This window comes from Lonepinella sp. MS14435 (assembly GCF_042485795.1).
Classification (GTDB): Bacteria; Pseudomonadota; Gammaproteobacteria; order Enterobacterales; family Pasteurellaceae; genus Lonepinella.
In genome coordinates this window covers 1,487,014-1,504,053 of the sequence record NZ_CP169368.1, presented here as the reverse complement: position 1 = coordinate 1,504,053, position 17,040 = coordinate 1,487,014, and the positions used below count along the sequence as shown (strand labels likewise).

Genomic DNA, 17,040 nt, shown 5'->3' with positions numbered 1-17,040 from the left:
AGCTGTTATGGAATGGTTTGCCACTTGGACAGTATGGCATTGGCTAATTTTAGGTTTTGTGTTGTTAATTGCAGAAATTGCAATCCCAGGTATTTTCTTACTGTGGTGGGGATTGGCAGCTATTGTTGTGGCGGGGATTATGCAAGTATTTCCCGCATTATCCTTAGCCAGTCTAGGTATTATTTATGCTATTTTAGCGACAATATTAAGCGTACTTTGGTGGAAATATCAGCATAAAAAAGATCTTGTTGATGAAAAACATTCTCACTTAAATCAACGAGATCATGCCATGCTTGGCACAGTCGGTATTGTTCGGGAAATCAATGATAATGGTATCGGTCGAGGGCATTTCGGTGATACAACTTGGCGAATCCAACAGGCACATAATGAAATGTTACAAGTCGGAGATAGGATTAAAGTGCTTACCGTACAAGGCATTACATTAATAGTTCAAAAGGTGAATTAATGAAACTGCATTTAATTATCTTTGCTCACCCTAATAGCAATAGTTTTACTAAAGCAATGGCAGACACCGTCATGGAAGTTAGCCAGCAGTTTGGGGCAAATACGGTGGTAAGAAATCTTTACGCATTAAATTTTGATCCCGTATTGTCTTATGAGGAAATGCAAGGTGTCTGGCAAGGGATTATTCCTGAAGAAGTGAGTTATGAACAAAAACTTATTCAACAAGCAGATTTGATTACCATGATTTATCCCGTATGGTGGATGGGATTTCCTGCTATTCTCAAAGGTTATTTAGACCGAGTTTTTACTCATGGTTTTGCTTATCAAACTGGAGAAAATGGTTCAGTAGGATTATTACAAGGCAAGAAAATGCAACACTTTATTAATATTGGTAATAATGTAGAGGTTTATCAAGCCAAAGGTTTTGCACAAGCACTAGATGTATGTTTGGTCAATGGTTTGTTTAATTATTGTGGTATTACCGATATTGAACATCGTTTATTTGGGGATTTACATATTATTAGCGATCAAGAACGTAAAGCTATGTTGACAGAAGTGGCTGAAAAAACCTTGAAAAATTTGACCGCAGTTTGATCAATCTGCACCGATAGCCCTGTACTGATAGCCCTGTACTGATAGCCCTGTACTGATAGCCCCGTACTGACGTACGGGGTTATTTATATAACGCCACGCTGTGGCTTTTTTTATCTGGAAAAGATGCGGAGCATCGTTATATTCATAACCTTGTACGTTAGTGCAAGGAAAAAGATTGCTATTTATTTTATTATAATGTATTTTATTGTTTACATTGTATGTAATTAATTTTTTACACAAGGAATCCAAAATGAACAAAGACAGTATCCATAACGTCCATATTGTAGATGAAAAAGTCTTAATTACCCCAGCCGAATTAAAACAAAAATTACCCCTACCGCAACATTTACGTCAACGGATTGAACAACATCGCCAAGATATTTCAAATATTATTCACAAACAAGATCCTCGTTTATTGGTGGTGATTGGACCTTGTTCTATTCATGATCCTATGGCAGCGTTAGATTATGCCAAACGTTTAAAAGCGCTTGCTGATGTACTACAAGATCAGCTTTATATTGTGATGCGTGTTTACTTTGAAAAACCTCGCACTACCGTAGGCTGGAAAGGGTTAATTAATGATCCGAAAGTTGATGGTACGTTTGATGTAGAACATGGTTTGCATATTGCTCGTCAATTATTACTCGAATTAGCCGAAATGGGTTTACCATTGGCTACCGAAGCACTAGATCCGATTACCCCACAATATTTAGCGGATTTATTCAGTTGGTCAGCGATTGGAGCAAGAACTACGGAATCACAAACTCATCGAGAATTAGCTTCAGGTTTATCTATGGCAGTTGGCTTTAAAAATGGCACAGACGGTAGTTTAGCGACCGCCATTAATGCCATGAAAGCCGCTTCAATGCAACATAGTTTTATTGGGATTAATCAAAAAGGACAGGTGAATTTATTACACACCGAAGGCAATCCAGACGGTCATGTTATTTTACGTGGTGGTAAAGTGCCTAATTATCAAGCGGAATTTGTCCAACAATGTGAACAGGCGTTAGAAAAAGCAGGGTTAGAAACGGCGATTATGATTGACTGTAGTCATGCCAATTCTAATAAAGATTACCGCCTACAACCCGCAGTCGCAGAAGATAGCTTACAACAAATTATGAATGGAAATCGTTCAATTATTGGGTTAATGTTGGAAAGTAATATTAATGCAGGTAATCAAAGTGCGGAACAGCCTGTTAGTGAGATGCAATATGGTGTGTCGATTACTGATGCCTGTATTGATTGGGACACTACCGATAGCCTGTTACGTAAAATTGCAGACGATTTAAAAAATCGAGTAAAATAGACCGCACTTGAGTTCTGACGGAAGATAAAATGGACGTATTAAAAGAAATAAGAAATGAAATTGATACCCTAGACAGCGAATTAATTGAGCTGTTTGCTAAACGCCTTGCGTTGGTAAAAAAAGTCGGTGAAGTGAAACACCAACACGGTTTGCCAATTTATGTACCTGAACGTGAGGCAGATATGTTAGCAGCTCGCCGTCAAGAAGCAGAAAAAATCGGGGTGCCAGCAGATTTGATTGAAGATGTCTTACGCCGAGTGATGCGTGAATCCTATACCAGTGAAAATGATTTTGGTTTTAAAACCGTCAACCCTGAAATCAAAAAAATCGTAGTGGTAGGGGGAAATGGTAAACTCGGTGGATTATTTGTTCGTTTCTTACGTTTATCAGGTTATGCAGTTGATATATTAGGTCGTCAAGATTGGCAAAGTGCGGATCAAATTTTGGCAAATTCTGATGTCGTTATTGTCTGTGTGCCGATTGCTAACACCTTAGAAACAATTGAACGCCTACAACCTTATTTAACCGAAAATATGCTATTAACGGATTTAACATCGGTTAAACGTCAGCCACTACACAAAATGTTGGAAGTTCATCATGGGGCAGTAGTGGGATTACACCCGATGTTTGGTCCTGATATCGCCAGTATGGCGAAACAGGTGGTGGTGCGTTGTGATGGGCGTTATCCTGAACGTTATCAATGGCTGTTAGATCAAATTGCAATATGGGGAGCGAAAATTTATCAGGTAGATGCTGCGGAACACGATCATAGTATGACCTATATTCAAGCCTTACGCCATTTTTCGACCTTTGCTAACGGCTTACATTTATCCAAGCAACCTGTAAAATTAGCCAATTTATTAGCCTTGTCTTCACCCATTTATCGCTTAGAATTAGCCATGATCGGGCGTTTATTTGCCCAAGATGGCGGATTATATGCGGATATTATTATGGATAAACCAGAAAATTTAGCCGTGATTGAAAGCCTAAAAGAAAGTTATGTAGAGAGTCTAAAATTCTTTGAAACAGGCGATAAACAGGGTTTTATTGATACCTTTAATAAGGTAAGTCAGTGGTTTGGTGAATATTCCGATCTATTTATGAAAGAAAGCCGCCAGCTATTACAACAGGCAAATGATAGTCGGCAGCATAGTTAGAGTATTATTTGTGATCGCTATTCCAAAATGATAAATAAAATTTTGGCTAAAAACCTTGAATAAAATAGAATGCCCAAAATCTATTAAACTTTATAGGAAGCCAAAATGATACGGGTAAGGTCTTGTTTTTATAAAATTCATACAGAAACATTAAAACGAATAGCGGATGATTTGCGTAAGGCTGGGGCAATAGCTGGTGTAGGATTGATTGGTTTTGTATTGGCTCATGATAATATTGATTTACAAGAAGCTGTATTTCTTATAGTCATTGGTCTGACTTTTTGGACAACGGGCTTGATTAATGCCTATCTAGGGGATAGAATGGAATTATTAAATAAAGGGGAAAGTTTATGAATTGGTGGTTAATTGGTGTTGGTGGTACATTGGCATTAATGAGTTGTATTTTTACGGGATTAGTGATTTGGGCGAATTGGAGCCTATCCCACATTTTGTGTAAACACCAATTTCACTTAAAGGTGATCATTTAAGCGATCACCAAATTCTAGCACAAAATGGTTCAATGCTGCTCGCCAATTTCGGATTGGCATTGACCATTTTTTAGACGCATTTTTAATCGCAAGCCACACTATTTTAATCACAGATTCGTCTGTCGGGAAGACATTTCGTTTTTTAATCACTCGCCGAATCACACTGTTCAACGATTCAATCGCATTTGTCGTGTAAATTGCCTTGCGAATATCGTCAGGATAGCTGAAAATCGTGGCTAAATTTGCCCAATGAGTCTGCCAGCTTTTGGCGATTAAGGGGTATTTTGCTTGCCATTTTTGCTCAAAATTAGCCAGTGCCTGTAGGGCTACCTGTTCCGTAGATGCTTGATAAATCAGCTTTAAATCCCTTGTCACGGCTTTGTAATCTTTCCAAGTGACATATTTCAAACTATTACGAACCATATGCACGATACAAAGCTGAATTTTCGTTTCAGGAAAGACCGTATTAATCGCATCAGGAAAGCCTTTTAAACCATCAATGCAAGCAATCAGAATATCCTGTACGCCACGATTTTTAAGCTCGGTTAGTACGTTTAACCAAAATTTTGCCCCTTCATTTTCGGCGATCCACAGCCCTAACAGCTCTTTGCGTCCCTCCAGATTCACGCCCAAAGCGACAAACACGGCTTTATTGATAATGCGTCCGTCTTGGCGAACTTTCACCACGATACAATCCAAATAAACAATGGCATACACCGCATTAAGGGGTTCATTTTGCCACTCAATAATGCGTTCTTTGACTGAATCAGTCACCCGAGAAATTAGGCTAGGTGAAACATCGGCATCATAAAATTCCTTAAACGAATCAACAATCTCTTGATTACTTAACCCTTTGGCATATAAGGCAATGATTTGCTCATCCATACCCGTGATGCGAGTTTGATTTTTCTTAATAATTTGGGGTTCAAAGGTGCTTTCACGATCTCGGGGAATGTTGAGTTCAATATCCCCCTCATCGGTGAGCAAGATTTTTTGACTATAACCATTTCGGCTATTTTTAGCCTTTCTTGGCTGATTTTTCTTATAACCGAGATGTTCGGTAAGCTCAGTATTGAGAGCGGTTTCCACGGTGATTTTTTTCAGCATTCGAGAAAGCTGATTGAGATCTTCTGGCGTTTTGAGGTTTTTAGCTAATTCATTCGCTAATAATTTAATTTGTTGTTCATTCATAATGAAAATACCTGTTTTTGGTTATTATCTCAGAAACAGGTATTTACACAAATTTTGTTATAGGCTCGCGAATTGGGATCTGCTTTTTGGACATAAAACAGACCCCAAAAATTCACCTCGTTAAGGGTGATTTTCATCCACTATATCCCAAAATTCCGCCCCCAGCACCTTGGCTAAATCTTGTGGGGCAAGTTCTACGCTTAACCCCCGTTTTCCGCCCGAAACAAAAATTTTTTCAAAATTCACCGCACTTTGTTCAATAACGGTTTTTAGCCGTTTCTTTTGTCCTAAAGGGCTGATTCCACCCACTAAATAGCCACTGCTTTTTTGAGCAAATTCTTTATCTGCCATATCTACTTTTTTTATGCCAATAGCTTTCGCTGCTTTTTTCAGGTTAAGCATATTGGCTGTTGGCAATACAAAACAAGCGAGTTTCTTTTGATCGCCATTTTCTGCCACTAATAAGGTTTTAAAGGATTGATTTGGATCGATGCCGAGTTTTTCCGCTGCTTCATCACCAAAGTGGGTATTATGCGGATCGTGATCGTAGGTGTGTAAAGTAAAAGCAATTTTTTGTTTTTTTAGTAAATCTATGGCGGGTGTCATTTTCTTTTCTTCATGAAACAAGTTAAAATATGCCGTTATTTTATTACGATGAGAACCAAAAATGAATAAATTAAATATCGCTATTGCAGCAGAATTTGAGCTGTGTGAAAAAATAGCTGATTTTTTGCAAAATAGTGGATTAGAAATTAACCAATTATCTATTGTGGAAATTTATCCTTTCAACGAAGAACAAGGGGTACGTTTTAATAATAAAACAGTGCCTCAAGTTGCAATGGATAGTGTAAATTGGGCTGATTTTGATTATGTATTATTTGCTGGTGAACCTACTCTTGCTCCACATATTGCCAATGCGGTAGAGGTTGGTTGTAAAGTGATTGATGTATTAGGGGTTTGTGCAGAAATTTCAGGTGTGCCAGTGATAGTTCCAAGTGTTAACGATGAGCAAATTAACGAAATTTTACCGCATAATATTATTGCTTTACCTAATCCACAAGTTACTCAAACAGCATTGGCATTGGCAACATTAGTTCAACAAATTCCTCTCAATCAAGTGATGATCACTTCGTTGTTACCAGCCTCTTATCAAAATGCAGAAACGGTCGGTAAGTTGGCAGGACAGACCGCGAGATTATTAAACGGAATTCCCTTAGATGACAATGAGCAACGTCTAGCTTTTGATGTATTCCCGCAAACTAGCCATTTTTCTAATCAATTAGCTAAGATTTTCCCAGGGTTAAATACGATATTTCATGCTATTCAAGTCCCCGTTTTTTACGGAATGGCTCAAAAAATCACCGCACTTTCTGATTATGAGATTGATACGGAGCGATTAGAACAACAATGGCAACAGAATGATTTTATTCAATTTGAAGGAAATTTGATGACTCCCGTCTTAAATGGTGAAAAAGAAAGTACAGAAGAAGCGGTAAAATTACATATTAACAGTTTAACTGCGGTGGAAAATGGCGTAGAATTTTGGACGGTTGCTGATGAACAACGTTTTAATTTAGCCTTTTTAGCCGTACGTTTATTAGCAAAAATTCATCAAAAATTTTAATCTATAACCAATCATTTTCAACGTTAAGGAACCACTATGCTCGAAAAACTTTTTCAGCTAAAACAAAAGGGCAGTAATGCCAGAACCGAAGTGATAGCAGGGATAACCACCTTTTTCACGATGGTCTATATCGTATTTGTCAACCCCTCTATTTTAGGCGTGGCAGGCATGGATACCCAAGTTGTGTTTGTTACGACTTGTTTAATTGCCGCTTTTGGTACCATTGCTATGGGCTTATTTAGTAACTTACCCATAGCCCTTGCCCCAGCAATGGGATTAAATGCCTTTTTTGCCTATGTTGTAGTGTTAAAACTTGGCTATTCATGGCAAGTAGGTATGGGGGCGATTTTCTTAGGTTCAGTTGGCTTATTTTTGCTCACTGTACTACAAATCCGTTACTGGTTTATGTCTGCCATTCCAAAAGGTTTACGTGTTGGGATTGGGGCTGGAATTGGTTTATTAATCGCCTTAATCGGGTTTAAAAATATGGGCTTAATCGTACCAAATGAAGCGACTTTGGTTGCATTAGGTGATTTACATGATCCGAAAATCCTAATGGGCATTTTAGGCTTTTTCATCATCGTGGTGTTATCTGCCAAAGGCGTACATTCTGGCGTATTGGTGTCTATTGTAGTAATTACAGCATTAGCCTTGATTTTTGACCCTGCGGTAAAATTTAGCGGTGTAATATCCATGCCACCGAGTTTAGATTCCGTGGTGGGGCAAGTGGATATTGCAGGTGCATTTGATGTTGGCTTACTCGGCATCATCTTCTCGTTCTTATTAGTCAACTTATTTGACTCATCAGGTACTTTAATTGCGGTAACTACCAAAGCGGGCTTTGCCGATGAAAAGGGTCGTTTTCCACGAATGAAACAAGCATTATTAGTGGATAGTACCTCTGCTATGGTAGGATCATTTATGGGAACTTCTGCGATCAGTACGTATATTGAAAGTGGCTCAGGCGTATCTGTCGGCGGTCGTACAGGTTTAACAGCGGTTGTCGTTGGCATATTATTCCTATTAACCATTTTCTTTTCACCATTAGCAGGTTTAGTCCCCTCTTATGCAACGGCTGGTGCCTTGGTATTTGTGGGAATTTTAATGGCATCTAGCTTAATTGAAGTGAAATGGGACGATTTAACCGAAGCAACTCCTGCTTTTATCACCACTGCCATGATGCCATTTACTTATTCCATTACGGAAGGGATTGCCTTTGGTTTTATCACTTACTGTATAATGAAAGCCTGTACGGGACGTTTCAAAGAAATTAACGCTTCAGTATGGGTCGTATCAATTTTATTTCTAATTAAATTTATTTGGGTAGGGTAATTACTACTGGGAGCTATATATGCAAAAAATTCTATTTATTTTTAATGAGTCACCTTACGGTACGGAAAAAACCTTTAATGGTTTAAGACATGCAGTCAATTTGTTAGAAGATAATAGCAAGGAAGTAGAAATTAAAGCCTTTTTCTTTTCTGATTCTGTATTGTCTGGTTTAGCAGGTCAAAACCCGAATGATGGTTACAATGTACAACAAACCCTAGAAATTTTGACGGGTCTAGGGGCGGAAGCCAAACTTTGTACCAGTTGCACCAAAGCTCGAGGCATCACACATTTACCGTTAGTGCAAGGTGTGAGTGTCGGGACGTTAGATGACGTATCAGCTTGGACTTTATGGGCGGATAAGGTGATTAATTTTTAATTAATCAGGTTACTATAAAGGCGAAGTGCGGTGAAAAATATTTGTTTTTTTCACCGCACTTTTTTAGTTAAGCAAACAAATTTTGCATCGCAAAATTCACCACAAATCCGCCAATTACTAGCCATAAAAAGACCAGAAAGCCTAAAATCAATGGTTTTACACCAGCTTGTTTAATGGCACTAATATGGGTGGTTAAGCCGAGAGCTGTCATTGACATCATTAATAAAATACCATCAATCTGAATTAAAATTTGGACTAACGGTTCAGGTAATAATTGGAACGAATTAAACACTGCCACCAAAATAAAATATAAAGCAAACCACGGCATATTAAATTTGCTTTTTTCACCCGTTTCATTTTGTTGTTTATGTAAATAGAGTGAAAGAAAGATTAAAAATGGTGCGAGCATCATGACACGTAACATTTTGGTAATGACTGAAACATTGGCAACTTCTGGATTAATATTTTTTCCTGCGGTATAAACTTGAGCCACTTCATGAATAGATGAGCCAATATAAATACCAAATTGATTATCCGTTAAACCTTGCATATAGTCATAAAAAACAGGGTAGATAAACATTGAAATAGTGCCAAAAATCACGATTAAGGCAATGGCAACAGAAACTTTATGGGAATCTGTTTTGACGACAGGTTCAGTTGCTAAAATCGCAGCTGCACCACAAATACTACAGCCAGCAGCGGTGAGATAAACAATTTGCTTGTCGATTTTGAGCAAATAAATCCCTAATGCACAGGTGATAAAAAAAGTGAAAATAAGCATAATAGCATCACTTATAATAGCATTTATTCCCACTTGAGCTATGTCTTGAAAGGTAATATGAAAACCATACAACACAATCCCGATTCGCAACAGTTTACCTTTGGCAAAGGTTACGCCATCATGGGCTTTAGCTTGCCATCTGGGATAGAGTGTATTGCCGATTAATAAACCTGCCAAAATGGCAAGAGTTAATGCACCAAAATGTAGATGATTTGCGATGCTTGAAAAAGATAATACTTTGGCTATAAAGGTAATAATTCCGACAATAGCCAAGCCAAACAATGATTTTTTCATTGTTTCTTCCCCTATAATTTTTCTAAATAAAAGTAGATGAACGATTTATTCAAAAAAGAATAAATACGTTGAATAAAAAATTTAAACTAACAAGGTAATTTGACTTCTCGAAATGTCATAGACATGCCATCAATGATCAACAATCGCCCTGTTAAAAATTTGCCGATATTTAACCGCACTTTAATCGCTTCCAATGCCTGAATTGAGCCTACAATGCCAACAATCGGTGAAAGTACACCAGCTTCAACGCAACTTAATGTATTTTCCCCAAATAATTGGCTTAAATGACGATAGGTCGGGGTGTTCGGTTCATAAGTGAAAACAGAAACCTGTCCTTCCATACGAATTGCTGATCCTGACACTAATGGCACAACCGCCGCTTGGCAACCACGATCGAGTTGGTTACGGCTTTCCACATTATCGGTACAATCTAACACTACGTCAAATTGCTGGATCAGTTCAGCTAAATTTTTTTCCGTTAATTTGTCATTAATGGTGTTAATTTCAATATGTGGATTAATGGCTTGTAAGGCAATTTGGGCAGATTGTACCTTTGGCATACCAATGTATTGGTCTGTGTGTAGTATTTGTCGTTGTAAATTGGATAAAGAAACCGTATCGAAATCCAATAAAGTTAAATGTCCCACGCCAGCGGCAGCAAGATATTGGCTGGCGGAGCAACCTAAACCACCTAAGCCGACAATTAACATTCGGCTGGCTTTGAGTTTTTCTTGACCATCAAAATCCACCGCTTTTAAAATAATCTGGCGGTTGTAACGTAATTCTTCGGAATAATTTAATTCAACCATTTTCAACCTAACAAATCACTAAATGGCTCAATTATCACGGTTTCCCCCACCGCCACATTGCCACGCTGTTGTTCAATACGAATAAAACAGTTGCTTTTCACAAAAGCACTAAACAGGTGCGAACCTTGAAAACCGACAGCTTGCACTTCAATTTTTCCTTGTGGATTGACCTGATAAAAACCTCGCTGAAAATCCAATCGTCCAACCGCTTTTTTCATTGGTGCAATGGCAGTGGCATGTAATAGGGTAGCGGGTTTGTAATCTGCCCCTGACAAACGAGCAATCACGGGCTGCACCAGCTGATAAAAGGTGACTAATGCGGAAACAGGATTGCCAGGTAATCCGCAAAACCACGCATTCGGCAATTTACCAAAGGCAAAAGGTTTACCAGGTTTCATTGCCAATTTCCAGAAATTTACTTCACCGATTTTTTCTAACACAGTTTTGGTGAAATCCGCTTCACCTACCGATACGCCACCACTGGTGATCAATAAATCTGCTTGCTCTTGAGCCGTTAAAAACGCCTGTTCAAATTGCTGTTCATTATCTGGCAAAATACCAAAATCTAACACTTCACAGCCGAGTTTTTCGAGCATTAATTTCACGGTAAAACGGTTAGTATCGTAAATTTGTCCCGCTTGCAACGGTTGTCCCACTGACACGAGTTCATCACCAGTGGAAAGCACCGCCACTTTTAAACGAGGATAAACTTCTATATCACAAATACCTAGGGATGCCAGTAATGGCAAGGAAACCGCGGTGAGTTTTTGTCCTTTTTTTAACACTACATCCCCGATTTTCACATCTTCCCCGATTCTACGAATGTTTTGATTTTTTTTAGGGAGTTCGGAAAGAGTGATCGTACCATTATCATTAAGTAACACATCTTCTTGTATCACCACTGTATCTGCTTCTACTGGTAACATTGCTCCTGTCATAATTCGCACCGCACTTTGAGCTTGCCATTCACCCATAAATGGATTACCAGCAAAGGATTTACCAGCCACGGATAAAGTAAGTGATTTATCCAAATCTGCCAAGCGTACTGCGTAGCCATCCATTGCGGAATTATCAAATGATGGTACATTAATCGGCGAAATTACATCTTCCGCACAAACTAAATTCACAGCTTGCTCAAGGCTAACTTTGTGATGAGTGGTGGGGGCTGGGAGTGTATTAAGTATTTTATCTAGGGCTTGTTGTAGAGTGAGCATAGGAATCCTTTTATCAAATATGACTAATATGTTTATTCTATACCAAAATTTTTCATCATGTTAATGAATATTCTGGTTTTATTCTTACTTGAATGTTTGCTAGAATAGCCGATATTTTATGGGAGTCGTAAATGAGCAATATTTCAACAGAGGCTATTAAGGTGCGTGATGCCTTGCTAGCAAAAGGGATTGAAACCCCGATGATCCACCTTTCCAAAAGCAAAGATCAACGCCGTGATGAAATTGAAAGTAAAATGCGTGATGTGTTGGCATTAATTGGACTGGATTTAACGGATGATAGTATTGAAGAAACCCCACACCGTTTAGCCAAAATGTTTGTTGATGAGATTTTTAGTGGATTGGATTATGCCAATTTCCCCAAAATTACCAACATTGAAAATCGCATGAAAGTCAGCGAAATGGTATTGGTGAATGATGTAACATTAACTAGCACTTGTGAGCATCATTTTGTGACTATTGACGGCACGGTTTCCGTTGCATATTACCCGAAAAAATGGGTAATTGGATTATCTAAGATCAATCGAGTAGTGGCATTTTTTGCCCAACGTCCACAAGTACAAGAACGTTTAACTGAGCAAATTTTATTAGCCTTTCAAACCATTTTAGAAACCGAAGATGTAGCAGTTTATGTAAAAGCCACTCATTTTTGTGTGAAATGTCGGGGTATTAAAGACAGTAATAGTTACACGGTCACTTCAGCTTTTGGTGGTGTATTTCTTGATGATCGGGAAACAAGGAAAGAGTTTTTAAGTTTGATTAATAAATAGTTTAAATTCGTGGGGGCATTATTGGTTTGCCCCCACAATATTTTCAACTTACTGCACTAATAAATAGAAATTATTTTGACCGCGTTTTACATTAAGAGCAATAGCAGACGGTTTTTCATCTAACGCATCGCGTAAGTCTTTTAAGGTTTTCACTGGTTGACGATTAACGCCTACAATCACATCACCTACTTTTAATCCCGCTTGTGAGGCTGGTGAGTTCTTTTCGATTTTTTCAATTTCTATACCTTCTTTTCCGTTAGTTAAAGAAGCACCTTCAAGGGCTGGTAAAATATTATCCGTGCTAGTTTCGCCTGATTTTGATAAATCATCTGCTTGTAACGTAACTTCAGATTTTTGGGTTTTACCATCACGTAAATAAGTTAATTCGAATTTTTTGCCAGCACCCGAAGTGGCAATTTTAGCCCGTAATTCAGCAAAACTTTTAATTCTTTGACCATTTAATTCAGTGATGACATCACCTGCTTTTAGACCTGCTTTTTCTGCTGCGGAATTTGGTAACACTTCACTAATAAATGCCCCTTGTTGAGCATCAATATTAAAGGCTTTGGCTAAATCGGCATTGAGTTCGCCACCTTTAATACCTAACATACCTCGGCGAACTTCACCAAATTCAATAATTTGTTGTACTAGATTGTTTGCCATATTTGACGGAATAGCAAAAGCGATTCCAGCATTACCACCACTTGGTGAGATAATGGCAGTGTTAATACCGATTAATTCACCTTTTAAATTGATTAATGGACCGCCAGAATTACCACGGTTAACCGCAGCATCTGTTTGAATATAGTTTTCATAAGTCCCACTATCTGAACCTGTCGAGCGACCAAGTGCAGAAACAATACCAGAGGTTACTGTTTGACCTAAACCAAATGGATTACCCACCGCAATAGTGAAATCACCAACACGTAATTTATCACTATCTGCTATGCTAATTTCAGTTAAGTTTTTTGGATTTTCTACTTGTACTAAGGCTACGTCAGATTGTTTATCCGCACCGACTACTTTACCTTTTAATTCTCGACCATCTTGTAACGTAATAGTAATTTTATCAGCATTGTTGATAACGTGATTATTAGTTAAAACATAGCCTTTTTCTGCATTAATAATTACCCCAGACCCCATGCCTCTAAATTGACGTGGGCTAGAGTTACGGTTGCCAAAAAAATCATCACCGAAGAAAAAACGAAATTCTTCTGGAATATCTTGATTTCCAACGGTATTTTTTTCTTTGCCCTCTACATTAATTGAAACAACGGCAGGAAGCACTTTTTCTAACATCGGAGCAAGGCTCGGTAATGTTGTGCCAACCACTTCATTCGGTAATTCTGCCATACTCATAATTGGTGTGCTTAATACGCTTAATCCTAATGCGATAGCTGTTAAGGCAAAACCAGTTTTTTTCATTTTCATAATATTTCCTTATCTAAAATTAAGTTAATAGTTTGCGTATGAATATGACAAGAAAATGGGGAAAATGTTCGAAATTTCAAGGGGAGAATTTAGAAAAAGGGAATAGAAAAGAGATATTTGGTATGATTATATTGGGTCATAAAATTTGCACCTTAGTAAGTTAGTTGTTAGTTTAACCGTTGGGGTGCAGATCAATTACTAAGTGCGGTATTTTTTTGCTAATTTTTCACCACATTCAATGCTGCAAAACTCTGCGACACAGGCATAATCTCAATCCGATTAATATTCACGTGAGCAGGTTGTTGATAAATCCATAACACGGCATTAGCAATATCTTCAGGTTGAATAGCATTGGTGCCTTTATACAGGTTAGCCGCTTTTTCATCATCCCCCTTAAAACGCACATTTGAGAATTCTGTTCCGCCACATAACCCCGGTTCAACGTTGGTGACTCGAATAGCTGTACCAGCTAAATCCGCTCTCAAATTTAAACTAAATTGTTTAACAAAGGCTTTGGTTGCGCCATAAACATTACCACCGGGATAGGGATAAGTGCCAGCAATAGAGCCTAAATTAATAATATGCCCTTGGTTGCGTTCTACCATTTTAGGTAAAATTTGGCGAGTTAAATAAGTTAAACCGATAATATTGGTATTAATCATGGTTAGCCAGTCATCAAAATGCGCTTGATGAGCGGGTTCTAAACCTAGGGCAAGACCAGCGTTATTGACTAACAATTCAATCTCCGCCCATTCGGTTGGTAGGCTGGCAAGTGCGGTGTTAATTTCGCTTGTTTTTGACACATCCATCACAAGGGGATAAAAATTCTCCCCTAGTTCGGTTTGTAATGCCTGTAATTTCTCTAAGCGGCGTGCTGCACCAATCACTTTATAGCCAGCTTTAACTAAACTTTTACATATAGCTTTACCAAAACCAGCGGATGCACCAGTGACTAAAATACTCATAAAACCTCCTTACTTAATTTGTTAACAGAGTGACTATTGTTTGTGATGCTATTGTTTTGTGACGCTATTGTTTCGTGACACAGGGGGCTTTTTCCACCTTGTCCAAAATTCCTTTATGGCGTAATAACGCATCTAAGGTTGGTTTACGACCACGGAACCGCTCAAATAGTTGCATCGGTTCTTCTGAACCACCACGAGTTAAGATTTCATCAAGGAAAGATTGTCCTGTGACAGGGTTAAAAATACCCTCTTCTTCAAAGCGAGAATAGGCATCGGAGGATAATACTTCTGCCCATAAATAGCTGTAATAACCTGCGGCATAACCACCAGCAAAAATATGGCTAAAACTATGAGGGGTTCTTACCCAGTCCACACCTTTAATCACAGCCACTTGATCTTTCACGGCTTTTAACGTGTCTAACACTTGATTAGCTTTGCCCACTTGATAATGATGATGCAGACGGAAATCAAATAAGCCAAATTCTAATTGACGTAATACAAACATTGCAGCTTGGAAATTTTTTGCCTTAATCAACTGTGTTAATTTTTCTTTTGGTAATGGTTCACCAGTTTGATAATGCCCTGAAATAAAGGCTAACGCATCTTCTTCCCAACACCAATTTTCCATAAATTGACTTGGTAATTCCACTGCATCCCAAGGCACACCATTAATCCCAGACACATCCCCCACATCAATCAGCGTTAACAGATGATGAATACCATGCCCAAATTCATGGAATAGAGTAGTGACTTCATCGTGAGTAAATAACGCTGGTTTATCCCCGATTGGAGCATTAAAGTTACAGGTTAAATAGGCGACAGGTTTTTGTAATGAGCCGTCTGTTTTTCGTTTGCGACCAATACAATCATCCATCCATGCACCACCACGTTTGTGTTCACGAGCGTATAAATCTAAATAAAAACTGCCGCGTATTTCATCCGTCTGATCGATTAAATCAAAGAAACGCACATCTTTATGATAGGTTTCCACATCAAAACGTTCTACTGCACGAATATTAAAAATGCGTTGCACAAGTTCAAATAAACCTGAAAGTACCCGTTCTTCAGGGAAATAAGGACGAAGTTCTTCATCATTGATAGCATATAACGCTTGTTTTTGTTTTTCACTATAAAAGGCAATATCCCAAGGTTCAAAATAGGTTACATTATAATTTTTAACCGCAAAGGCTTTTAATTCACAAAGTTCTTTTTCCCCCTGTGCTTTTGAGCGAGTAGCTAAATTTTCAAGGAAATCTAATACTTGTTGTGGATTTTCTGCCATTTTAGTGGCTAATGAAAGATCGGTATAATGCTCAAATCCTAATAATTTGGCGAGTTCTAAGCGTAAGGTTAGAATTTCATCCATAATGGTGGAGTTATCCCATTTGCCTGCATTAGGTCCTTGATCCGATGCTCGAGTAGCATAAGCACGATACATTTCTTCACGTAACGCTTGATTTTCACAATAAGTCAACACAGGCAAATAGCTTGGCATTTCAAGTGTAAAACGATAGCCTTGTAAACCTTTGCTTTCTGCCGATTGTTTAGCTAATTGCAACGCACTTTCAGGCAAGCCAGATAGCTCTTTTTCATCGGTAATCACTTTTTCCCAACCCATAGTTGCATCTAGCACATTATTACTAAACTGTGATGTTAAATCTGATAAACGAGCGACAATTTCACCATAGCGTTTTTGTTGTTCTGGTGGTAAAGAAATACCAGATAATTCGAAATCACGCAGGCTGTTTTCAATCGCTTTCTTTTGGGCTGTGGAATAGGTGGCAAATTCAGGGCTATTTTTTAAACTTAAATAGGCTTGATATAAGCCCTGATGTTGTCCTACCCAAGTACCATATTCCGACAATAAAGGCAGACAGGCTTGATAGGCATCACGTAATTCAGGGCTATTTTTCACCGCATTTAAATGCCCAACTGGGGACCAAGCCTTACTTAAACGATCATTGACTTCCGCCAATGGCTGATAAAAATTTTGCCAAGTAAACTGCGGTTGTTTTAACACCTGTTCAGTGACATCACGGCAATCTTGGATTAATTTTTCGACAGCTGGTTGAATATATTGTGGTTCAATGCGAGAGAATGGGGGTAATTTATTGTTTTCTAGTAATGGATTTGTCATAATCTATCCTTTGATATTTAATATTGATTTTCATTTCCGATATAATCTTGTTATATTGAGATGGATTGTAGCAAATCAAGTTAGT

The 17,040-nt window shown here is 38.3% G+C and carries 18 protein-coding genes; 10 read left to right on the top strand and 8 right to left on the bottom strand.

Translation table 11 applies throughout. The features are described from left to right. Nucleotides 1-7 precede the first annotated feature (7 nt). The 6 genes from O1Q80_RS07170 (at nucleotide 8) to O1Q80_RS07145 (ending at nucleotide 4,013) form a co-directional block, all read left to right on the top strand. Nucleotides 8-466, top strand: a complete 459-nt coding sequence (locus O1Q80_RS07170; RefSeq protein WP_386693122.1) for an NfeD family protein — start codon at nucleotides 8-10, stop codon at nucleotides 464-466. Beyond that, complete coding sequence (locus O1Q80_RS07165) at nucleotides 466-1,059, top strand: NAD(P)H-dependent oxidoreductase (protein ID WP_386693973.1); 594 nt, start codon at nucleotides 466-468, stop codon at nucleotides 1,057-1,059. Before O1Q80_RS07170 ends, O1Q80_RS07165 begins: the two co-directional genes overlap by 1 nt. Nucleotides 1,060-1,309: 250 nt before the next feature. Further along, nucleotides 1,310-2,368, top strand: coding sequence for a 3-deoxy-7-phosphoheptulonate synthase (locus O1Q80_RS07160; RefSeq protein WP_386693970.1), 1,059 nt, complete (start codon nucleotides 1,310-1,312; stop codon nucleotides 2,366-2,368). Nucleotides 2,369-2,397: 29 nt separating this feature from the next. Beyond that, nucleotides 2,398-3,525, top strand: a complete 1,128-nt coding sequence (gene tyrA / locus O1Q80_RS07155; protein WP_386693968.1) for a bifunctional chorismate mutase/prephenate dehydrogenase — start codon at nucleotides 2,398-2,400, stop codon at nucleotides 3,523-3,525. Between the two features lie 105 nt (nucleotides 3,526-3,630). After that, a complete protein-coding gene (locus tag O1Q80_RS07150; RefSeq protein WP_386693965.1) occupies nucleotides 3,631-3,879 on the top strand; it encodes a hypothetical protein in 249 nt (82 codons plus the stop codon). Beyond that, the gene (locus tag O1Q80_RS07145) at nucleotides 3,876-4,013 is read left to right on the top strand and encodes a hypothetical protein (RefSeq protein WP_386693964.1); all 138 of its coding nucleotides are present in this window, start codon (nucleotides 3,876-3,878) and stop codon (nucleotides 4,011-4,013) included. Before O1Q80_RS07150 ends, O1Q80_RS07145 begins: the two co-directional genes overlap by 4 nt. On the opposite strand, the gene O1Q80_RS07140 is transcribed toward O1Q80_RS07145, so the two are convergent. Next, nucleotides 3,996-5,204: an IS256 family transposase gene (locus O1Q80_RS07140; RefSeq protein WP_386693962.1), complete on the bottom strand. Its 1,209-nt coding sequence runs from the start codon at nucleotides 5,202-5,204 to the stop codon at nucleotides 3,996-3,998. The genes O1Q80_RS07145 and O1Q80_RS07140 overlap by 18 nt on opposite strands. A gap of 120 nt (nucleotides 5,205-5,324) precedes the next feature. Further along, entirely contained in the window at nucleotides 5,325-5,810 is a 486-nt protein-coding gene (gene ybaK / locus O1Q80_RS07135; RefSeq protein WP_386693960.1) for a Cys-tRNA(Pro) deacylase, read from the bottom strand. Between the two features lie 61 nt (nucleotides 5,811-5,871). Between ybaK and O1Q80_RS07130 the strand changes: the two genes are divergently transcribed. From O1Q80_RS07130 to O1Q80_RS07120, 3 genes are read left to right on the top strand one after another with little or no spacing between them, the layout of a single operon-like run. Further along, nucleotides 5,872-6,828: an oxidoreductase gene (locus tag O1Q80_RS07130; protein ID WP_386693958.1), complete on the top strand. Its 957-nt coding sequence runs from the start codon at nucleotides 5,872-5,874 to the stop codon at nucleotides 6,826-6,828. Between the two features lie 36 nt (nucleotides 6,829-6,864). Next, the gene (locus O1Q80_RS07125; protein ID WP_386686293.1) at nucleotides 6,865-8,160 is read left to right on the top strand and encodes an NCS2 family permease; all 1,296 of its coding nucleotides are present in this window, start codon (nucleotides 6,865-6,867) and stop codon (nucleotides 8,158-8,160) included. A gap of 19 nt (nucleotides 8,161-8,179) precedes the next feature. Continuing rightward, nucleotides 8,180-8,536 carry a DsrE/DsrF/TusD sulfur relay family protein gene (locus O1Q80_RS07120; protein WP_386686291.1) on the top strand — a complete coding sequence of 119 codons (357 nt, stop codon included), beginning with the start codon at nucleotides 8,180-8,182 and terminating at the stop codon, nucleotides 8,534-8,536. Between the two features lie 67 nt (nucleotides 8,537-8,603). On the opposite strand, the gene O1Q80_RS07115 is transcribed toward O1Q80_RS07120, so the two are convergent. The 3 genes from O1Q80_RS07115 to moeA all read right to left on the bottom strand — a co-directional run bounded on the left by O1Q80_RS07115 (nucleotide 8,604) and on the right by moeA (nucleotide 11,634). Further along, a complete protein-coding gene (locus tag O1Q80_RS07115) occupies nucleotides 8,604-9,611 on the bottom strand; it encodes a YeiH family putative sulfate export transporter (protein WP_386686288.1) in 1,008 nt (335 codons plus the stop codon). Nucleotides 9,612-9,697: 86 nt separating this feature from the next. Further along, nucleotides 9,698-10,420 (bottom strand): molybdopterin-synthase adenylyltransferase MoeB, encoded by a 723-nt coding sequence (moeB, locus tag O1Q80_RS07110; RefSeq protein WP_386693956.1) that lies wholly within the window; start codon nucleotides 10,418-10,420, stop codon nucleotides 9,698-9,700. 2 nt (nucleotides 10,421-10,422) lie between these two features. Beyond that, nucleotides 10,423-11,634 (bottom strand): molybdopterin molybdotransferase MoeA, encoded by a 1,212-nt coding sequence (moeA, locus tag O1Q80_RS07105; RefSeq protein WP_386693954.1) that lies wholly within the window; start codon nucleotides 11,632-11,634, stop codon nucleotides 10,423-10,425. A 131-nt stretch (nucleotides 11,635-11,765) separates the two neighbouring features. On the opposite strand from moeA, the gene folE reads away from it, so the two are divergent. Continuing rightward, nucleotides 11,766-12,422, top strand: coding sequence for a GTP cyclohydrolase I FolE (folE, locus tag O1Q80_RS07100; protein WP_386693952.1), 657 nt, complete (start codon nucleotides 11,766-11,768; stop codon nucleotides 12,420-12,422). 48 nt (nucleotides 12,423-12,470) lie between these two features. Here folE and O1Q80_RS07095 read toward each other — a convergent pair whose 3' ends face one another. The 3 genes from O1Q80_RS07095 to prlC all read right to left on the bottom strand — a co-directional run bounded on the left by O1Q80_RS07095 (nucleotide 12,471) and on the right by prlC (nucleotide 16,955). Further along, a complete protein-coding gene (locus O1Q80_RS07095) occupies nucleotides 12,471-13,847 on the bottom strand; it encodes a DegQ family serine endoprotease (protein ID WP_386696163.1) in 1,377 nt (458 codons plus the stop codon). Nucleotides 13,848-14,071: 224 nt separating this feature from the next. Continuing rightward, a complete protein-coding gene (locus O1Q80_RS07090) occupies nucleotides 14,072-14,818 on the bottom strand; it encodes an SDR family oxidoreductase (RefSeq protein ID WP_386693950.1) in 747 nt (248 codons plus the stop codon). 64 nt (nucleotides 14,819-14,882) lie between these two features. Then, the gene (prlC, locus tag O1Q80_RS07085; RefSeq protein ID WP_386693949.1) at nucleotides 14,883-16,955 is read right to left on the bottom strand and encodes an oligopeptidase A; all 2,073 of its coding nucleotides are present in this window, start codon (nucleotides 16,953-16,955) and stop codon (nucleotides 14,883-14,885) included. Nucleotides 16,956-17,040: the final 85 nt, after the last annotated feature.